The 20,156-nt window shown below is 47.5% G+C and carries 14 protein-coding genes; 7 read left to right on the top strand and 7 right to left on the bottom strand.

All coding sequences use genetic code 11. From position 1 onward, the window contains the following. Positions 1-7: 7 nt before the first annotated feature. The 7 genes from PHQ97_07990 to PHQ97_07960 form a co-directional block, all read right to left on the bottom strand. On the bottom strand, positions 8-1,069 hold the full coding sequence (locus PHQ97_07990; GenBank protein ID MDD4392666.1) for a hypothetical protein: 1,062 nt from the start codon (positions 1,067-1,069) through the stop codon (positions 8-10). A 220-nt stretch (positions 1,070-1,289) separates the two neighbouring features. Next, the gene (locus PHQ97_07985; GenBank protein MDD4392665.1) at positions 1,290-2,474 is read right to left on the bottom strand and encodes a phosphoglycerate kinase; all 1,185 of its coding nucleotides are present in this window, start codon (positions 2,472-2,474) and stop codon (positions 1,290-1,292) included. A 394-nt stretch (positions 2,475-2,868) separates the two neighbouring features. Further along, the gene (radC, locus tag PHQ97_07980; protein MDD4392664.1) at positions 2,869-3,600 is read right to left on the bottom strand and encodes a DNA repair protein RadC; all 732 of its coding nucleotides are present in this window, start codon (positions 3,598-3,600) and stop codon (positions 2,869-2,871) included. 9 nt (positions 3,601-3,609) lie between these two features. After that, on the bottom strand, positions 3,610-4,653 hold the full coding sequence (locus PHQ97_07975; protein ID MDD4392663.1) for an NAD(P)H-dependent glycerol-3-phosphate dehydrogenase: 1,044 nt from the start codon (positions 4,651-4,653) through the stop codon (positions 3,610-3,612). A 237-nt stretch (positions 4,654-4,890) separates the two neighbouring features. Next, positions 4,891-7,320 carry a DNA gyrase subunit A gene (gene gyrA / locus PHQ97_07970; GenBank protein MDD4392662.1) on the bottom strand — a complete coding sequence of 810 codons (2,430 nt, stop codon included), beginning with the start codon at positions 7,318-7,320 and terminating at the stop codon, positions 4,891-4,893. A gap of 125 nt (positions 7,321-7,445) precedes the next feature. Then, entirely contained in the window at positions 7,446-8,582 is a 1,137-nt protein-coding gene (locus tag PHQ97_07965) for an AI-2E family transporter (GenBank protein MDD4392661.1), read from the bottom strand. Between the two features lie 576 nt (positions 8,583-9,158). After that, positions 9,159-9,317, bottom strand: coding sequence for a hypothetical protein (locus tag PHQ97_07960; GenBank protein MDD4392660.1), 159 nt, complete (start codon positions 9,315-9,317; stop codon positions 9,159-9,161). A 1,318-nt stretch (positions 9,318-10,635) separates the two neighbouring features. On the opposite strand from PHQ97_07960, the gene PHQ97_07955 reads away from it, so the two are divergent. From PHQ97_07955 to map, 7 genes are all read left to right on the top strand, one after another. Then, on the top strand, positions 10,636-11,217 hold the full coding sequence (locus PHQ97_07955; GenBank protein MDD4392659.1) for a 2-oxoacid:acceptor oxidoreductase family protein: 582 nt from the start codon (positions 10,636-10,638) through the stop codon (positions 11,215-11,217). 72 nt (positions 11,218-11,289) lie between these two features. After that, positions 11,290-13,032: an FAD-dependent oxidoreductase gene (locus tag PHQ97_07950; protein MDD4392658.1), complete on the top strand. Its 1,743-nt coding sequence runs from the start codon at positions 11,290-11,292 to the stop codon at positions 13,030-13,032. Continuing rightward, positions 13,029-14,198 (top strand): transketolase C-terminal domain-containing protein, encoded by a 1,170-nt coding sequence (locus PHQ97_07945; protein ID MDD4392657.1) that lies wholly within the window; start codon positions 13,029-13,031, stop codon positions 14,196-14,198. Before PHQ97_07950 ends, PHQ97_07945 begins: the two co-directional genes overlap by 4 nt. Further along, positions 14,195-15,073, top strand: coding sequence for a thiamine pyrophosphate-dependent enzyme (locus PHQ97_07940; GenBank protein MDD4392656.1), 879 nt, complete (start codon positions 14,195-14,197; stop codon positions 15,071-15,073). Before PHQ97_07945 ends, PHQ97_07940 begins: the two co-directional genes overlap by 4 nt. Before the next feature lie 378 nt (positions 15,074-15,451). Continuing rightward, positions 15,452-16,888, top strand: a complete 1,437-nt coding sequence (gene der / locus PHQ97_07935; protein MDD4392655.1) for a ribosome biogenesis GTPase Der — start codon at positions 15,452-15,454, stop codon at positions 16,886-16,888. A 107-nt stretch (positions 16,889-16,995) separates the two neighbouring features. Then, positions 16,996-18,360 (top strand): replication-associated recombination protein A, encoded by a 1,365-nt coding sequence (locus tag PHQ97_07930; protein MDD4392654.1) that lies wholly within the window; start codon positions 16,996-16,998, stop codon positions 18,358-18,360. Between the two features lie 45 nt (positions 18,361-18,405). After that, the gene (map, locus tag PHQ97_07925; GenBank protein MDD4392653.1) at positions 18,406-19,293 is read left to right on the top strand and encodes a type I methionyl aminopeptidase; all 888 of its coding nucleotides are present in this window, start codon (positions 18,406-18,408) and stop codon (positions 19,291-19,293) included. The last annotated feature ends 863 nt before the right edge of the window (positions 19,294-20,156 follow it).

The raw sequence follows: 20,156 nt of genomic DNA, 5'->3' as shown, positions 1-20,156 counted from the left end.
TTGCAGATCAGGTATAAATCAGATTCAATGAAATGGGAGGATATTTCCAGGTTCCGGGTTTGGGCATGATATACTGCGAATCCACCGTCAGCCAGTTCAAATCGGCTTTTATCTCGCGGAGCTTTCCATCCTCAGGGGGTCTGGCAGGGATTGTCGGCGTATAGGTGGCCTGAAAGATGCAGACATCTTCTTTTCCTTCCCAGGCCACCACATAATGTTTTCGGAACGTTCTCAGGGTCATACGGCTGATATCCAGAATCTGGGCGATGTTGTCAGCTGTCAGCTTCATCAACACCGATTTTGCCACCCAGCGTTCAGAGATCCTGAACACGGCTCTGGCCTCACTGCTCCCGGCGTATACCGTGGAGATACAGGGAATTTTTCTCAGATACTGAGCCGCAACGATAGCCGCCGTCCGCCGGCCGCCGGCCATTAACGGCAATCCATAGTACTCGAAAAATTTCTTCTGAATATCTTCGGCGTACTTATCCCCTTTTTCATATAAATCTTTTGAAATATATCGAAGATTCTTGGCCAGATCTTCTGCCGCTTCAGAAATGGGCCAGTCAATTCTGACATGGAAATGAGACAGGGCATACCGGTCTCTGATCCGGCTAGCCGGATCTCTCTGAATCAACAGGGCATAATCCACCGGCAGAAGCGATTTTAAAAAATCCGGAAACTGTACATTTTCCAAGTACTTCTGATTTCTGTCAAATGCCTGATTCAGCAATAGTGTCTTTGACCTCAGAAGATTGGTTTTGTTTGTCTGGTTAACGTCAAAAAAACGAATATATTTCTTATGCATAGCCGGAACTGAGTCTTCAACGAAAATAACCAGAAACGTGTTCTGACTTTCATATTCCACATCGGGTATACGAGCGCGGGGTTTAAGCTCTCTTTTTTCCACGAATGGATAGGGAAGATTTTTTTTCTGAAAATTCTGATAGGAATCAATCAGGGCATGTTGAAGCATGAATTGATCTATCTCATCCCTGAGCAATTCATAATAAGAACGCCTTAACCGATTGGCCTGACTGAGATCCTCCCGGACGCACCAGTATGACAATTTTCTCTCCTGATCCTGTCAATATTCAAAAGTCCCCGACATACAAAAAATCTGAAAAAAACATACCGTTAACCGGAAACAACTCTTTATTTTAAGAATTAACACCCATTTAACAGATATATCTGTTAACACCATATTCAGACAGCGTCAACTTTATCTATGGTGGTTGAGATAATTATTTTTGCCGGGACCGTGAGCACCGAAAAGATATCAGATATAATCAGCCGTTACCCAGCGCCGCAACCGCAGGCAGGACCTTTCCCTCCAGAAGATACAAAAAGGCGCCCCCTCCGGTTGAAATATAGGTGATATTGTCTGTTTCGCCCGACTGATGCACCGCCACATCCGTATCCCCGCCACCGACGATGGTCATTGCTTTGGATTCGGCCATGGCCCGTGCCATGGCCATCGTACCTTTGCTGAAGGCCGCCATCTCAAACACGCCCATCGGACCGTTCCATATGATGGTGCCGGCATCATTCATCACCTCGGAATACAGCAGCGATGTTGCCGGACCGATATCCAGCGCCATCAAATCCTCAGGAATTTCATTTACAGGCACAATCCCTGTTTCAGCCATCGGTTCACGCTGCCCTGCCACGACAACGTCTACAGGAAGATACAGCTTGACCCGCTTGTCTATCGCCTCTTTGAGGATCGAATCGGCAACTGCCAGCAGATCATCTTCGACTTTTGAACGCCCCACACTGATGCCCTGACTTTTCAGGAAGGTATTGGCCATGGCACCGCCGATCACCAGCTTATCCACAAAAAGAAGCATATTTTTCAGAGCGCCCAGTTTGCTGGAAACCTTTGATCCCCCCACAAGAGCAACCACCGGCCGTCTGGGCTCAGACATTGCCTGTTTAAAATAATCCAGTTCTTTTTTCAGTTGAAATCCTGCAACGGATACCGGGGCAAATTTCGTGATACCGACCACTGATGCATGCCGACGATGAGATACGGCAAAGGCATCGTTCACATAAACATCACAAACCGATGCAAGCGCCATTGAAAATGCATCGTCGTTTTGCTCTTCCCCTGCATGAAACCGCAAATTTTCAAGCAGAATCACATCCCCGTTGTTCATTTCGGATACAGCCGCATGAACCTCGGGTCCGATACAATTTTTTACAAACCGGATATCCTTACCCAACAGATTCCCCAGGCGCACCGAAACAGGCGCCAGGCTCATTTCCGGCACCACTTTACCTCTGGGCCGACCTAAATGAGACAGGATGATCAGTTTTGCATCATGCGCTATAGCGTATTGAAGGGTTGGTAAGACAGAACGAATCCGGGTGTCATCGGTAATATTCCCCTGTTCGTCCAGCGGTACGTTAAAATCGACTCTGATTACCACTCTTTTTCCAGTGATCGATAGATTATTATCGAGATATTTCATGATTTCCTCCTTGAAAACAGATGAGTTTTTGAATGCCGGCCACGGCGATTGAAATATTTTTTTCTTGACCACCTTTGGAAAAAACTCAACATACCCGCCTCGTAGGCGTTGTCCACCATTTTTTCCCGGGCCTTGAAACCGTCTGACTGCTGCATGGCACAGCAAAGGCATGCCGTTTTATATGAACAATGAAAACAGGAATCCGGGGTCATTCTCAGCCCGTCTTCACCTTCCGGGAAAACGATGTCCAGCTGTCCAAAACAGCTGGGAGTATTGTCTTGATTAACGGTCATTTGATCTCATTCGTAAGTCTTAAATCGTGAGTTGTGAGTCTAAAGTTTGACCCATTTTTCTCTGATTCTCGCTTAAACACCCACTGGGGCTCAGCCATGAACTACAGGGCGGCATCATATTCGCGGTTTATTCTGGAAATATAGCCCTGATCCGCAAAGCTGAAATACTGATTGTCACCAATAATCAAGTGCTCATGAACCGTTATGCCCACTGCTTTGCAGGCAAACATGAGACGCCGTGTTATCGAGATATCTTCATTGGACGGATGCGGATCGCCTGAAGGATGGTTATGAGCAAAAATCATTGCAGCGGCCCGATGTTCTAAAGCGGCAAGAACAACCTCCCTTGGATAAACGGCGCTTGACGTCAGCGTCCCTTCAAACAGCGTCTCAGCGCCAATCACCCGGTTTTTGACATCCAGAAAAATCGCCTTGAAGTGTTCACGGCCTTTATCCCGCATGGTGTGATACAGGTAATCAAAAAGCTGGCTGGAATTTGAGACCGTTTCCTTTTTTATTAATCGTTTTTCCAGATATCGGTCCGCAACGGCCTGAATTAATTTAATACCCAGGACATTGGTCGGACCGATCCCGTCGATTTCAACAAGTTCATGGACTGAAGCTTCAAAAACGCCCTGAAGTGTTTTAAACCGTTTCAACGCATCCTTGGCGCTTGTCTTGCAGTCTTTTCTCGGTGTGGCAAGCGTTAACAGCAGTTCAATGACTTCATAATCCTGAAACCCCGAAAGGCCGGACTGCAAGAATCTGTCCCGCAGCCGTTTCCTGTGCCCTTCACCTTTATGAAGTTGTCGCTGTACTCGGGGGCTGCTCATATCATCCGGTTACTGTTCATCCAGTTCCTGCTTAAGACTCCGGGTCATCAGACGATAAACGGCTTCTTTGGGAGGAACATTCTCATAAAGGATCCGATATATCTCATGGCAAATCGGCATATCAACACCCAGCTTCCGGGACAGATTATAAACCGATTTTGCGGTCTTTACACCTTCGGCAACCATCCGCATTTCTGATAAAATATCATTTAAAGTCCGACCCTCACCGATTTTTTTACCGACCATATGATTACGGCTCAAATCGCCGGTACAGGTCAGTATCAAATCACCGGCGCAGGCAAGGCCCATAAACGTCCTTGGGTTGGCGCCAAGCTTCAGGCCTATCCGTCTGATCTCTGTCAATCCCCTTGTAATCAAAGCCGCCCGGGTATTTAAACCCATCCCCATCCCGTCGATGATACCGGCCGCGATAGCGATGACATTCTTGACAGCTCCGCCCAATTCGACGCCGATGACATCATCGCTGCTGTATACCCTGAAATAGTCTGTGGCAAACACGCGTTGAAGGAATGCAGCCACCTGTTTATCTTTGGAAGCGACGGTAACAACCGTCGGAAATTTTTTTGCCACTTCCCGTGCAAAACTGGGGCCGGACAAGGCAGCCACCTGATTTTCAGAAATCCGGGGCAGCACATTCCTCAACACCCCGGACATTGTCAAATGGGTCGTATTCTCAATGCCCTTGGAAGCCGTCACAACAATGGTATCCGGGGAAATACTGCTGTCGATGCGCTGAACGGTTTCTCTGAAAACATGCGACGGCACAACAATTACCACAACATCTTTACCTGAAATCACACGGGATATATCATTTGAAGGAATAATGTTCGATGACAGGTGTACACCGGGCAGAAAAATTTTATTCTCCCTGCCCGTTTCGATCTGCTCCATGACTTCTTTTTCATATACCCAGAAATCAATAAGAAACCCTTTATCCGCAAGCAGATTTGCCAGGGCTGTTCCCCAGCTTCCTCCCCCGACAACGCCAATTTTGACCTGATCCGTATCTATTTTAATTATACTGTTCATCATAGCTAATCAACTTTTCATTTAATGATCTCAAAAAACAAGCCCTCCAACCGGATCGAATCCAAAGCGCATCAGCCGGTACATTTACCGCGATCGCCGCTGATGCAACCCCCTCATCACAATCCGGTCCATTCTGCAACAGAGCAAAATATTATACTTTTCCCGACGCACTGACAGGTTTGGGACATGACGATACTATTGTCAGAACGTCAAGACAGATGTACCGGATTCTCCGGAGGTTCATTCTTCTTTTTCTGCCAGCCTTGCCGCTCCGGTGAGATATTCATCCGTATCCATCCCCATCAACTTGACGCCCTGAGTATTCCGGCTGATGATAGAAATCCCGTTGATCGCCATACGAATGATTTTACCGGCACTGGTCATGAGCATCAAATCATCATCATCATCAACCAGCAATATGGCAACCACCTTTCCGTTGCGATCGCTGGTTTTAATTGTAATGACACCTTTTCCTCCACGTTTCCGGATCGGATATTCATCGATGGAGGTCCTTTTCCCATATCCGTTTTCCGTGCCAACAAACAGGGTCTGACCGTGAGACAACACCTCCATGCCAACGATACGATCCCCTTGGGAAAGACTCATTCCTCGAACGCCCCTGGCGGTCCGACCGGATGCCCGGATATCGGACTCATGAAACCGTATGGATTTTCCCATGGCCGAACCTAAAAACACATTGTTGGTTCCATCAGTGATTCTTGCCGCGATCAGCTCATCATCCGGAAGCAGATCAATGGCAATGATCCCTCCGGCTCGCGGACGGCTGTAGGCCATCAAATCGGTTTTTTTGGTCAGACCATTTTTGGTAGCCATCAGGATATACTCCCCCGGCTCGAATGATGGCACCGCCAGAACAGTGGAAAGTTTTTCATTGGTTTCCAGATTCAACAGATTTACGACGGCTTTGCCCCGGCTGGCCCGTCCGGCCTGGGGAATATCATATACCTTGCACCAGTAGACTTTACCGAGGTTGGTAAAAAACAAAAATGAATGGTGGGTTGAAGCGATGAACAGGTGCTCGACAAAATCTTCTTCTTTGGTTCCCATCGCGGTTTTCCCCTTACCGCCCCGATGCTGGCTCTGGTATAGGGTTATGGGATTTCGTTTGATATAACCGCTGTTTGAAATCGTAACGACCATATCTTCTTCCACGATCATATCTTCAATCGTGATTTCCCTGCCGGATTCAACGATCTCGGTACGCCTCGGATCTCCGAAGGTCTCCTGAATTTCGGCAAGCTCCTCTTTGATGATATTGAGAACCAGACGTTCACTTCCCAGAATCTCCATATACCAGGCAATATCTTTCAATACATTCGCGTATTCTTCCAGAATCTTGTCTCTCTCGAGGCCTGTAAGTCTCTGAAGGCGCATATCCAGGATTGCCTGTGCCTGAATGAGCGACAGGGAAAATTGCCCGACAAGTCTTTCTTTGGCTTCTTTCGGGGTTGTTGATGATCGAATCAGGGATACCACCTCATCGAGATGATCCAGGGCGATCTTCAACCCTTCCAGAATATGAGCCCGTTCCTGCGCTTTATTCAGGTCATAACGGGTTCTGCGAATGATTATTTCCTTTCGGTGAGCAATAAAATACTCAAGGATCTCTTTGAGATTCAATACCTGAGGCCGGTTATTGACCACCGCCAGAAAAATAATACCAAAACTGTTCTCCATCTGGGTATGCTTATAAAGCTGATTGATAAGAACCTCCGGCATCTGATCCTTTTTCAAAGCGATGGCGATTCGCATCCCCTGACGGTCAGATTCATCCCGGATATACCTGATTCCCTCAATCTGTTTGTCCTTTATCAGCTCTGCGATTTTTTCAATCAGCCGGGCTTTATTTACCTGATAGGGCAGCTCCGTAACGAGAACCGTCTCGGCGCCGGTTCTTTTATCCTTTTCGACAATCACTCTTGCCCTGATCCGGATAATGCCGCGTCCGGTTCGATACGCATCATAAATACCTTTTGTTCCGTAAATAATTCCGGCCGTGGGAAAATCCGGACCGGGGATATGTCCCATCAGTTCGGTAAAGGTCATGCCGGGATTATCAATCAAGGCCTTAATCGCGTCGATGACTTCGGACAGATTGTGAGGCGGTATATTGGTGGCCATCCCGACCGCAATCCCGGATGAGCCATTGACCAGAAGCGAAGGAAACTTGGCAGGCAGCACAGACGGTTCCATCAAGGATTCATCATAATTGGGCATAAAATCCACGGTTTCCTTCTCAAGCCCTTCCATCATGAGATGAGCCAGCCGCGTCATTCGGATCTCCGTATACCTCATGGCTGCCGGAGGATCACCGTCGATGGACCCGAAGTTTCCCTGGCCGTCAACCATAGGATACCGCAGGGAAAAATCCTGAGCCATTCTGACGATGGTATCATACACAGCCGTATCGCCATGGGGGTGATACTTACCGATGACATCACCGACGATACGGGCCGATTTTTTATACGCCTTGTTCCAGTCGTTTTTCAGATCTTCCATCGCAAACAATACACGACGGTGAACAGGCTTGAGCCCGTCACGGACATCGGGCAATGCCCTGCCGATGATCACACTCATGGCGTAATCGAGATATGATTTTCTCATTTCACTCTCGATACTGATTTCAGTGCGTTTATCTATATCTACCATTTGAACACCTGACTTTCTAAATCTCTCATTTATTATAAACCGCTACATGACGTCCTTGCGCCTGAAGCGCTGGATTCACCTTCAGACTGTTAACCGTCACGCTGTCTTGTTCGACCTTTTTTGAATCATCCGCTGTTTTCGGATATGTTCAAGTCATCGTCATGCTCAGACGCGGCGCCTGTTCTTTTCGTTTTATGGTTTTCAAACTGTTTCCGATAACTGGAGTTATAAATATCGGTCAACGTCAAAAATCCCGTTACCACAAGCGGGCCGTATATAATACCCAGTATTCCAAACAGTTTCAAGCCGCCGACTATGGAAAAAAACACCAGAAGGGTGTGCATCTTAACCCGCTGCCCCACCAGCTTCGGTTTAAAAATATATTCAGTTACCCCGGACAGTATCACATAAAAAATAATGAAAAAAATGCCGGCTCCGATTCGACCGTCCAAAAACAGAAAAATTGATGCAGGCAAAAATACTGCGCCGACACCCACGATCGGAAGAAACGCCAGCAGGCCCATGATCACCCCCCATAAAAAAGGCGAATTCAACCCGAAAAACCCAAACACCATCCCCCCCAGGGTCCCTTGAATCAGCCCCCCCAATCCATTTCCCATCAGGACAGCCCCGGCCATATCCTTAAACTTCTGAATCAGTTTTTCATCCTGTTTCTCAGGCAGCGGGGATAAATCCGTAATAAACGAAATCAATTTATGCCCGTCTATCAGCAGAAAATAAATGACCAGCAGCATTAAAAAGAAATTTACCAGAAAATTAAACATATTTGAAGCAATTGAACTGGCCTGTTTGTACAGGAAAAGGCCGACAATTTTGCCGGTTTCCGACAGGGCTTTGTTAAGCTCTTCCCCGGTAACCTCAATTTTAAAATGCGAAAAAAACTGATTTGCCCTTTCAATGATCTCGCTGCTTTCAAGCAGGTTTTTAACCTGATCGCTGATAACCGCGCTTTTTCCCATCAGATACAGGTCATACGCTTCTTTTGACAGGATACCCACAAAAAACACTATCGGAACAAAAAGAATGAAAAATATCAAAACACAGGTGATAAATGACGCGAGTGAATCGGCAATCTTCCCTTTTAGGAACCTGTAGACGGGATTAAAAATTCCCGTTACAACAGAAGCCAGGATGATGATGGAAACAAAAGGCCATAGCAGCCAGCCCAGCATTACAATTGAAATCAGAAAAAGAGCCAGAAAAAACCACAAAATTATCTCTCCTGAAGTGTCTTCCTTCATAACGCCCCCACATCCGAACCCCGCCTGATGAAATACTGACAGCGGTATTGTATTTCAAAAACGATGTTATAGCAATTGTTACCTGTCATGAACAAAGGACTCCAAGGGATTTCCGGTCATACGGATGTTCCAAAAGCGGTATTGCGGGTTTAAAATCGGATTATAAAACGGAAGCGGTATAATGATAGACAGTTTGCTGTCTGAGTGTTAACGGTCAATATCCGCAAATGCGTCCGGCTTAATTTTATCCTGAAAATACGGAACGGCGTCCGGTTAAAATTTTCGCCCGACTTGAATTCAAAAAAAATATCGAGGATGTCCTGTCACCATTTAAAGACGCGACACGCCTTTTCCTTCACGGAAAAAGGCGTGTCGCATCTTCAGAGCTCACACAAAAACAACTTTACATTAGGCGCCGATGCATCCCGGCTGGCTGCGTTGCGAAAAACTGAAATAGCCGGATGGTACAATTTCGTGCCTTGCCAGACAGATGTCTCGACACCTAAAATTGCGAACTTATTTTTGTGCGAACCCTTTAATCAGAACAAACAAAACAAGCTCCGGACTGCTTGCATATCACTTTCTCAGGACAAAGCCAAATGCCCCCAATGCAAGCAGGACTTCATAAATAAACACCGGAGTATAATCATGAAAAATGCCATAAACTATACCGCCGCCGACAATCGCCGGCACACCGCAACACACTAAAATTCCCAACTTTCTGCTGATGTGCATCTTTAAATATCTCCTGTAAGCTTTATGATTCGGTTACTCTGTCCCCTTGCTTCATAGCTTTCGACTACATCTTCAATGCCCTGAAATACGAAAATCCGGCGCATTGTTTTCCGTAAAAGCAACGTCCTGTCAGCAGCGAAACATACTCCATCAAGATGCCCATCATTCAGCTGATGATGCCGCTTACAACTGCTTTTCGGAGGATCAAAAACTGATTTTTTTAAAAATTTTTCTGAAGTTTAGCAATAACAGATAATTAAGTAAAGGGAAAAATCATATCTGATTCGACTTGAAACGCTATTTGATCATCAGCTTCGATTGATTTAAAAAGTGCTGAACCATGATCCTTACCTGACATCATCCGTAATCAGCCGATGTTCATCCGGAGGTGTCTGCTCTTCTCAATTTCCGGATAAACAGCGCTTATTGCCGTTAATCATATACTCATCACAGTTTCCTTGTGTTATGCGGGGCCGAGTCAGCCTCGCGTTAACGGCCGGTATCGGGGCAATGAAACGCTATTCGCCTCGGGCTTTGACAGAGGTTGGATGCAACCGGATTGCAGGACGCAGCCGGCGGACAAAATAAGTTCACCGCCTGCCAACTGAATGACTAATATTTTTTACTTGCAAAATAGCATTCACAGATTGAACTCATGCTTATTAAGTAAATTATTTTTGACATTCTAAAGGCGGATAATCCGTTAATCATCTAAAAATCTCTATAATTATGGATTATATGAACGCCCGCCCAGTCAAATTAACACTTATCAAGTGTTATTTGAAATAGTTACATAATTCAGTAATAATAAAACCATATTTTTTGCTCTGAAATTATCTGAATTTTCATATTTTTCTCCATATTTCACCTTATTTCCAGTTCAAGATAAATACTTATAAATTTTCATTTGACACCATATAAACTTTATCCTAATCTAAGAATTCCATTTTGTTACCGACACATGCAAGAGTTTCAGCAGGTTAGCACATAATTCCGACATAATTCTGGAATGGTAAAATATTTCAGCCGGGTTCATCGAGAATAGCTGCGATTCATATTGAAGTCATTATTTACTCAACCGAACCCATTTACAAAAGAGGTTTTATGATTCCATTTTTATTAACCAGGGAACGAGGACAGAATAACTTGATCAAATATCACCCCGGCTGCCGGTTCGTCTCCATTGCGCATCATTTTTTCGACGCCCGGTCGCATACGCATTGTATGTAAAAATTCAACTCAAAGACCGGCCGGACAACAGGCAAAATTGTTTACATTTTATTTTATTCACGTTCCGAATTAAAAAGGTGAGAAAATTATGCAGGAAATACGTTTTCATGGACGTGGGGGACAGGGAACCGTTCTGGCCTCTATCACTCTCGCCAAAGCGTTTTTCAAGTCCGGATATTATGTCCAGACCTTTCCAGTTTTTGGAATGGAACGGCGGGGCGCACCGGTTGAGGCCTACCTCAGGCTGAACAAAAAAAAGATTCTGCTCCGCTGCAATGTTTACACACCCGACCATGTAGTAATTCAGGATTTCAAGCTTCTTCAGACACTCGATGTTACCAAAGGGCTCAAACCCGGCGGCTGGATTCTTCTTAACGCGCCGGGACTGCCTGACAATCTTAAACCCTTTGAAGGTTTCCGGCTGGCTTTCATCGATGCCAATCAAATCGCTATGAAACACAAGCTGGGGCCACGGACTCAACCCATCATCAATACGACCATGATGGGCGCCTTTGCCCGGACGTTCGAAATGCCGTCCATGGAGGTTCTATCTGAAGCCATCCTCAACGAAATTCCGGCAAAAGCACACGAGAATGTTGAAGCTGCCCGCGATGGGTATAATCAGGTGACCCTCTACGGAATGGTTACCGGAAAGAATGCGGCGCTCTGAAAAGCCAAACTGTCTTTATCTTAACCGGAGACAACGTCTGGATATATCACTTCAATATAATAAGGGAAAAAAATGATTACACCACCCGAATTATCTGAAAAAGTTCCTTTGCTGATTCCGCAATCACGCGGATTTACCGATGAAAACAAAACCGGTTTCTGGCGCTTTGTCCGCCCCTGTTATGAGAATAAGACCGCTCCCTGCAGCACGGCCTGCCCGGCGGGAGAAGATATCAGCCGGATTGAGATGCTCGCCAGCCGCGGATTATTCAAGCAGGCCTGGGAGACGATTCTTCAGGAAAATCCGTTTCCGGCAGTTTGTGGCCGGGTGTGTTTTCACCCGTGCGAAAACAGCTGCAACCGGAAAGAATTGGATCAGGCCGTTTCTATCAATCGCCTGGAACGATTTCTTGCCGATACCGCTTTTCAGGACGGCTCAGTGCCGGCCCTGACGAATCTGCCACCCAACGGTAAATCGATTGCCGTAATCGGAGCCGGCCCTGCAGGTCTCTCAGCCGCCTGGTTTCTGTCACGGCTAGGATATACCTGCGATGTTTATGAAGCCACATCATCCCCGGGCGGACTCCTGCGCTGGGGAATACCCGGTTACCGTCTGCCTGAAGGCGTTTTAAACAACGAAATTCAGCGAATCCGGAATCAGGGCGTCAATATCATCTGCAACCAGCCGATAACCCGGAAATTTCTAACCGAATCAAAAGAAAAATATGACGCCTTCTTTATCGGCTGCGGGCATGGCCGGAGCCTGATGATGAACATCCCCGGAGAAGATATGGCGGTTGACGGCATGGCGTTTCTCTCTGATATACGAAACGGTTCGGCTCAGTCGGTCCATGGCGAAGTGGCGGTCATCGGAGGAGGAAATTCGGCCATTGATGTGGCCAGGTCCCTGATCCGGCTCGGTGCCCGTCCGGTTCTGATTTACCGACGGCGAAAGCAGGACATGCCAGCCTTTGACCACGAAATTGAGATGGCCGTCAAAGAGGGCGTTCAAATTCAAGAGCTGCTCAGCCCTGTCCATATCGAATCCCTCCGGGATGACTTTGTCCTGACCCTTCAGAAAATGAAAATCAGCGATACGGATACGGATGGAAGAGCCCGTGTCATACCTGCCCAGGAAAAAAGCAGAACCATGCGCTTCAAGAAAATTTTCTCGGCTATCGGCTCAGAGGTTCAAGAGCCATGGCGCTTTCCTCCGCGAAAACACGACAAAAGCCTCCTTCACCTGAGCCACTGCATTATTCACCACCAGGATCTGCCGATCGTTTACGGGGGGGATTTAACCAATGAGGTCAAAAGCGTAACCGATGCCGTGGCTTCGGGAAAGCAGGCGGCCATGGCACTGGATATACTGTTCAAGGACGGCCGCGATGTTATTGAAGACAAACTTGCCACCTGCCGGATCGGGAACAGCGCATCCCTGTCCATGGAGATCTATCTGGGAGGGGACAGAAAACTCAGAACACCTCATGTCGTGACATACAATGAAATTAACCCGGACTATTTTACACCGTCTGCCAGGGCGGATCATCCACGGCTGCCGATAAAAGACGGAATAAAATCCTTTGAAGAAACAGATCATACCCTCCCCCTTCCCGTTGCACTCCAGGAAGCGCAACGCTGTTTTAACTGCGGGATTTGTAATGACTGTGACAATTGCCGGATATTTTGCCCCGAAGTAGCCGTTACCGTCGGGAAAAACGGGCGAAGCATTAATATGGACTACTGCAAGGGATGCGGCATCTGCGTGGAGGAATGCCCGCGCAACGCCATGGTTATTGAGGAGGAAAACTTATGAAACAAGTTCTGGAAGGAAATCACGCCGTCGCCGAAGCGGTTCGCCTTGCACGGGTTCAGGTCATGTCAGCCTATCCCATCACGCCACAGACCCATATTGTGGAGGCGTTGTCTGAATTTTGTGCAGACGGCTCCATGGACGCGCGCTTTATATGCGTAGAAAGCGAACACTCGGCAATGGCCGCCGTTATCGGCGCTTCGAGTGCAGGTGTCCGAACGTTTACCGCCACCTCCGCCCACGGACTTGCACTGATGCACGAGATGCTTCACTGGGCCTCAGGCGCTCGCCTGCCCATCGTAATGGCGGAAGTCAACCGGGCACTCGGACCCGGATGGAATATCTGGATGGATCAGTCTGACAGTCTGGCCCAGCGGGATACCGGCTGGATTCAGCTCTACTGCGAAGACGGACAGGAAGTTCTGGACACAACGCTTCAGGCATACCGCCTGGCGGAAATCATGAATCTGCCGGTCATGGTGGTCCTGGATGCTTTTTTTCTCTCCCACACCTATGAACCGGTGGACGTCCCCTATCAGGATCAGGTCGACCGGTTTCTTCCACCCTATTCGCCGCGGTTTCAACTGGATGTCAACAACCCAAAAGCCCTGAATCAAATGACCCCGCCGCCGTTTTACATGGAAATGCGGAAAAATATCCAGATGGCCATGGAGCAGGTGCCGGCACGTTTCAGTCGGGTCGAAGATGAATTTGCCGCCATATTCGATCGCCGCTATGGCCTGATTGAACCGGTTCACTGCGAGGATGCGGACATCATCATGATCACCACCGGCACCGTTACCAGCACCTGCCGTGAAGTCATCGAAACGCTGCGGGCAAAAGGAGAAAAGGTCGGCCTTCTTAAGCTGAAAATGTTCAGGCCGTTTCCGGCTGCCCAAATTCGCCGGGCGCTTGAAAACGTTCCAAAAGCCGCCGTAGTTGACCGGAACTTTTCATTTGGCGCCAGCGGTATATTTGCCCAGGAGATCCGGGCCGCCCTTTGTGACGCCCCCAGACACGCTTCCATCTACAACTATATCACCGGACTTGGGGGACGGGATGTCACCCCGCAGGTGCTGGAAGAAATTTACTGGGCCACAAAAAACAATCCCACCCCGGCTGAAGAAAGTGTATGGGTCGGTTTAAATCAGGAGTTTCTGGAATCATGACACAACTCAATATTTCCAATACAAGCCAAATGTGTTCCGGACACGTAGGCTGCCCCGGATGCGGGGCCACCATTGCCATGAAGCTGGCATTTGAAGCCTTCGACGATAAAACCATCATTATCATACCCGCCTGCTGCTGGGCGATTGTCGGCGGATTTTTCCCGAATACCGCGTTAAAAGTTCCCATATTTCATACGGCTATCGAAACCTGCGGCGCAGCGGGCAGTGGCATCCGGGCAGCACTGGATATGAAAGGCGATACGGAAACCAACGTGGTGGCCTGGGCCGGAGACGGCGGCACGTTTGATATCGGATTTCAGTCCCTGAGCGGGGCAGCGGAACGAAATGAAAACATGATATATGTCTGTTATGATAATGAAGCCTATATGAATACCGGCATCCAGCGAAGTTCCGCAACGCCTTACGGTGCATGGACCACCACGACTCCGGGCAAGGACTGGAAGCAATCACGCAAAAAAAATCTTGTGGAAGCCATGGCCGCACACCGGGTACCGTATGCGGCAACGACCAACATCGCCTTCCCGGAAGACATGATCAGAAAATTTAAAAAGGCCAAAGAGATGAAGGGGGGCTTCAGACTGCTCCATGTTTTTTCAAGCTGCCCCACCGGATGGCGCGTTCCTTCCGAAAAATCCATCAAAGTGGCTCGACTGGCATCGCAGACGAATGTATTTCCGCTGTATGAAGTAGAAGACGGAAAGCATTACACCCTGAACTATGAAGGGCACCTTCCGGTAGCCGATTACCTGTCGATCCAGGGTCGATATAAGCATTTAACGCAGGACGATATCAATCAGATTCAGCATATGGTCGATGATGACTGGGATCTTCTGGCAAGAAAAATCCGCATGTAACACATGCAATCGCAGCCGTTTGTCGATATCTGATAAAAAAATACAAACTATTCAATAAGCAGGAGCCTGTCGTACGGCTCCTGCTTTTATTTTTTTACCCCCTCAGCGACCAAACTGCCGTTTGACAATCAAACCGTGAATCATGTATATCAGAACTGATTTTAAAACTAACTTCCGGCAAAAATTTTGATTTCTGACCAACAATCAATTTCCGTCATGCGCTAAAATCAAAGAATTTCCCCGGAAAAATATAACTTTTCGATATCATTCTTTATTCCTGATTCTTCACCGAATTTTTTTCGTTAGGACCTGATACGATAGCATCAGGGACAAACCATATGTTACTTATTATGTTACTTATAATGTAAAGCAAAAACAATGAAACCAATTATTGCATTCATCGGCCGTCCCAATGTAGGCAAATCAACACTGTTTAATCGGATCACCCGAACCAAAGACGCTCTGGTGGATAATTTGCCGGGTGTTACCCGGGACCGGCATTATGGAAATGCCACCTGGAACGAAATTGAGTTTACCGTGGTGGATACCGGGGGATTCATCAGCAACGACGAGGACACCTTCGCATCGCAGATTCGCGATCAGGTCCATCAGGCCATAGAGAATGCGGATGCGATCGTTCTGGTACTGGATGGTAAATCCGGCATTTCACCCTTCGATACCGATCTGATTGCCATGCTCAGGGGCGTTGACAAACCGGTTTTTTATATCGTCAATAAAATTGACGATATACAGCATGAAGTCAACCTGTATGATTTCTATCAGATGGGGATCGAGCCCTTATACCCTGTTTCTGCAGAACACGGCTACGGTTTGTCAGACTTTCTGGACATCATGGTCCTGTCGTTTCGTAAATCTGAACCTGAAGACACCGCAGAAATGATCAAACTGGCGGTGGTCGGAAAGCCCAATGTCGGAAAATCGTCCCTCATCAACCGCATTCTGGGAGAAAACCGGATGCTGGTCAGTGATATCCCCGGCACGACCCGCGATTCCATAAACTCCATTGCCGAAACGAGCGCAAAGGCCTATCTTCTGATTGATACCGCCGGAATCAGGCGTAAAGCAAAGGTTGAAGAAAAAATTGAAAAGTTTTCTGTCATCAAGGCGCTGAGAAGCCTTGATGAATGCGATGTCGCACTGATCGTGATTGATGCCGAGCAGGGCATTACCGAACAGGATATCAATATCGCCGGATATGCCTATGAACGAGGCTGCGGATGTATTTTCCTGCTCAATAAATGGGATCTTGTTGAAAAAGACCATAAAACGGCAAAACGCTATCAGGAAGATTTGAGAACGGAGGCAAAGTTTCTCAACTTTGCTCCGATGATCACCATATCCGCCAAAACCGGAAAACGTGTCCCGCAGATTTTCAATCTGGTTGATGAAGTCTACCGTCAGTACAGCTTCCGCATATCAACAGGGCAGCTGAACCGAATCATCAATGACGCCGTTCAAGCCCATGAACCGCCCATTCACAAAGGAAGACGAATTAAATTTTATTATTCTTCTCAGGTTTCTATCAAACCCCCGGCGTTTGTCTGCTTCGTCAATTTCCCGGATGCCGTACATTTTTCCTACAAACGCTATCTGATCAATCAGATCCGAGCCCAGGCAGCGCTTGAAAACACCCCTGTCCATCTGATATTCCGGGAACGAACCGGGCGGCGAGATTACGAAATAAAACGATTATCCGGACAAAGCGCCGGAAGAACCCCCGGAAAAAACAGGCCTTCAAAAACATGCAGGCCAGCCGAAAGAAACGGAAAAAGAAAAAAAAGAATAAAAAGATAAAGATCTCGGCAAGAATACATTGCACAATGTATTCTTGCCTGGAACGAATCTGTCGTCTTATTGAAAATACAAACACGACCGATAACCATCAATTTTCAGGAATGCCTTTGAATCTCTTTGAATATCAAGCGCAAACAGATGTTCAGAACACCAGCCCCCTGGCAGAAAGAATGCGGCCCAAATGCCTCGAGGAGTTCGCGGGACAGGCCCATGTCATCGGCGAGGGGGCTTTGATCTGTCATGCCATCAAACACGACCGAATATTTTCAATGATCCTGTGGGGGCCTCCGGGATGCGGGAAAACCACCCTGGCACGATTGATCGCCAGGGAAAGCCGCTCCCATTTCGTCCATTTCTCAGCGGTGCTCTCCGGTGTGAAGGAAATCCGATCGGTAATCGAAGATGCCCGGACACAACGGCAGATGTTCCGAAAAAAAACCATTCTGTTTGTGGATGAAATTCACCGGTTTAACAAGGCACAGCAGGATGCGTTTCTACACCAGGTTGAAAGCGGCATGATTACGCTTATCGGTGCAACGACCGAAAACCCGTCATTTGAGGTGATTTCTCCTTTATTATCAAGATGCCGGCTCATTACTTTAAAGCCATTAACTGAAGCCGACATCTCGTCCATCGTTGATCGCGCCTTGTCAGAGCCGGACAAAGGGCTTGGCAAACTCAACATCCGCCTTAACAGCGACGCACGCTCACTTTTGATCGGCTGTTGTGAGGGCGACGCGCGTATGGCATTAAACACGCTCGAAATTGCAGCGTCCTTAACCATTGACAGCGTGCATAGTGCCCCGGATCATGGTATACTGAACATCGACATAAAGGATGTGGAAAACGCCATCCAGAAAAAAGCCCTGTTGTACGATAAATCCGGGGAGGAACACTTCAACCTCATCTCGGCCTTTCACAAAAGCCTTCGGGGCAGTGATCCGGATGGGGCCCTGTACTGGCTGGGACGTATGCTGGCCTCAGGGGAAGACCCTTTTTATATTGCCAGAAGAATGGTCAGGTTCGCGTCCGAAGACATCGGGCTGGCCGACCCGAATGCATTGGCTAACGCAATCAGCGCCATGGAATCGTTTAAATTCCTGGGTCCGCCGGAGGGCGAGCTGGCCCTGTGCCAGGCGGCCGTATATCTTGCTACCGCCCCGAAAAGCAACAGCATCTATAAAGCGTACGGGAAAATCCGGGAAACCATCAGGCGGACAGGGGCCCTTCCGGTTCCGTTGCATATCCGCAATGCCCCAACGAAACTGATGCAATCTGCCGGCTATGGCAAAGGATACAAATATGCCCACGATTTTAACGACGCCTATGCCGCCCAGGAATACCTGCCGGAACCCCTTCAGGGAACGGCGTTTTATATTCCTACCGAGCGGGGGTATGAAAAGTTTATCAAACAAAGGCTTGACACATGGTCTGATTTTAAAAAAAAAGACGGTGACCGTAAAACTTCATAATGTACATTATTCAACTGAGGCATTATCTTTCAAAAGGATTTTATGATGAAAAAAGATACGGAAAAAATCGGGCGGAATGATCCATGCCCGTGCGGAAGCGGATTGAAATATAAAAAATGCTGTCTGACAAAGCACCTGATCCAGTCACTATCCGACGATCAATGGTATGCGAAAAAACACAACATCCGTTTAAAAGGACCAGCGGATATTGAAGCCATCAGAAAAGCCGGCCGCATCGCCGTAGACACTCTCAACCTGGTGGAAAGCAACCTGCACCCCGGAATGACAACCGATGACATAAACAAACTGGTCCATGAATTTACGATAGCCGCCGGAGCCATCCCCGCCCCTTTAAATTACAAGGGATTTCCCAAAAGCGTCTGTACTTCCGTAAACGAGGTCATCTGCCACGGGATTCCGAGCGATCGGATTCTTAAAGACGGGGACATCGTCAATGTGGATGTCACCACGATTCTCAACCGGTATTATGCAGACACGAATAAAACTTTTTTTATTGGTACCCCCGGGCCTGATGCAAAAAAGCTTGTCGAAGTCGCCCGCGAAAGCCTCAATCTGGGAATTTCCATGGTAAAACCCGGCAACACACTGGGAGATATCGGTTGGGCGATTCAAACTTATGCTGAAGGTCAGGGCTGCTCGGTCGTCAGAGAATTCGTCGGGCATGGCGTGGGTTTCGATTTTCATGAGCTACCGCAGGTAGCTCATTACGGCCGAAAAGGGGAAGGCCTCAGATTGATCCCCGGAATGGTTTTTACCATTGAGCCCATGATCAATGCAGGGAAAAGATACCTTAATGTATTAGACGATAACTGGACCGCCGTCACCCGAGACGGCTCACTATCCGCCCAATTCGAACAAACGATCGTGGTCACCGGTACAGGATATGACATACTGACTCCTTTTGAGGATTAATTTAGGGTTCGCCCAAAAATAAGTCCGCTATTTTAAACATTGAAGCATCTGTCTGGCAAAGTACGAAAGCGAACAATCCGGCATATTCAGAGCTTTTGCAACGCAGCAGACAGGAGGCACCGATGCTTATATGTGAAGTTGTTTTTGTGCGAGCCCTTAATGCTGATACAAAAATATCCATATCCACAGATGTGCGCGAATTTTCGCAGATGTAAAGGATAATCCCCTTTATTAATCGCCGGATGAAAGCATCTCTGGGGCTTTACCATAACTGCGGCCACCATGTCACGGAGTCTGTTCAGCCCATTGCCGGCTTCTCCAGCACGATCCGGGGAGATGCCGGCAACAGGCGGGAGGCCGAGGCTGCGCACAGCAAAATATGGCCGCAGTTATGATCAGGCCCTATTTTTCTATTGGCATTTGCCGGTACCCGGCAAAAAGATTAAAGCCTTTTACTGAAAAACTGCTATTCAATCCCAATTATTATTTTTTATTTGACTCATTAAAACAAGCCACTCAGACAGCGTTAGTATTCATTCCCCAATCACACCTCTTTACCGACGCACTCGCACGTTCTTCGATCAGATCGGGAGAAACTCCCGAATATTGGGAGTTTTCTCTATAAAAATAAATCTCCCACCCTATGGACAAATTGATTGAATCCGTTGATATTAATATCATGAATTTATTTCAAATCAGCTATACAATTAACGCAAACGAATCAACGATAAATTAACTTAACCCAAGTTCGCCAATTTAGATCAAGGCTTGGCGTCATTCGGGGGCTTGGCGATTTTTGTGGTCACTACTCATTTTGCAGCATATCGTTTCCTCGGTAGCGGGACCTCCTTGAGTCCCAGGTT

Source organism: Desulfobacterales bacterium, assembly GCA_028704555.1.
Taxonomy (GTDB): domain Bacteria; phylum Desulfobacterota; class Desulfobacteria; order Desulfobacterales; family JAQWFD01; genus JAQWFD01.
The sequence above is the reverse complement of the archived record's forward strand: the minus strand, read 5'-3'. Positions and strand labels throughout refer to the sequence as shown.

Coding starts and splice junctions, on each gene's coding strand:
- gyrA (MDD4392662.1), bottom strand. CDS start 7,320: ATGGTAGATATAGATAAACGCACTGAAATCAGTATCGAGAGTGAAATG.
- PHQ97_07960 (MDD4392660.1), bottom strand. CDS start 9,317: ATGCACATCAGCAGAAAGTTGGGAATTTTAGTGTGTTGCGGTGTGCCG.
- PHQ97_07985 (MDD4392665.1), bottom strand. CDS start 2,474: ATGAAATATCTCGATAATAATCTATCGATCACTGGAAAAAGAGTGGTA.
- radC (MDD4392664.1), bottom strand. CDS start 3,600: ATGAGCAGCCCCCGAGTACAGCGACAACTTCATAAAGGTGAAGGGCAC.
- PHQ97_07965 (MDD4392661.1), bottom strand. CDS start 8,582: ATGAAGGAAGACACTTCAGGAGAGATAATTTTGTGGTTTTTTCTGGCT.
- PHQ97_07975 (MDD4392663.1), bottom strand. CDS start 4,653: ATGATGAACAGTATAATTAAAATAGATACGGATCAGGTCAAAATTGGC.
- der (MDD4392655.1), top strand. CDS start 15,452: ATGAAACCAATTATTGCATTCATCGGCCGTCCCAATGTAGGCAAATCA.
- map (MDD4392653.1), top strand. CDS start 18,406: ATGAAAAAAGATACGGAAAAAATCGGGCGGAATGATCCATGCCCGTGC.
- PHQ97_07955 (MDD4392659.1), top strand. CDS start 10,636: ATGCAGGAAATACGTTTTCATGGACGTGGGGGACAGGGAACCGTTCTG.
- PHQ97_07950 (MDD4392658.1), top strand. CDS start 11,290: ATGATTACACCACCCGAATTATCTGAAAAAGTTCCTTTGCTGATTCCG.
- PHQ97_07945 (MDD4392657.1), top strand. CDS start 13,029: ATGAAACAAGTTCTGGAAGGAAATCACGCCGTCGCCGAAGCGGTTCGC.
- PHQ97_07940 (MDD4392656.1), top strand. CDS start 14,195: ATGACACAACTCAATATTTCCAATACAAGCCAAATGTGTTCCGGACAC.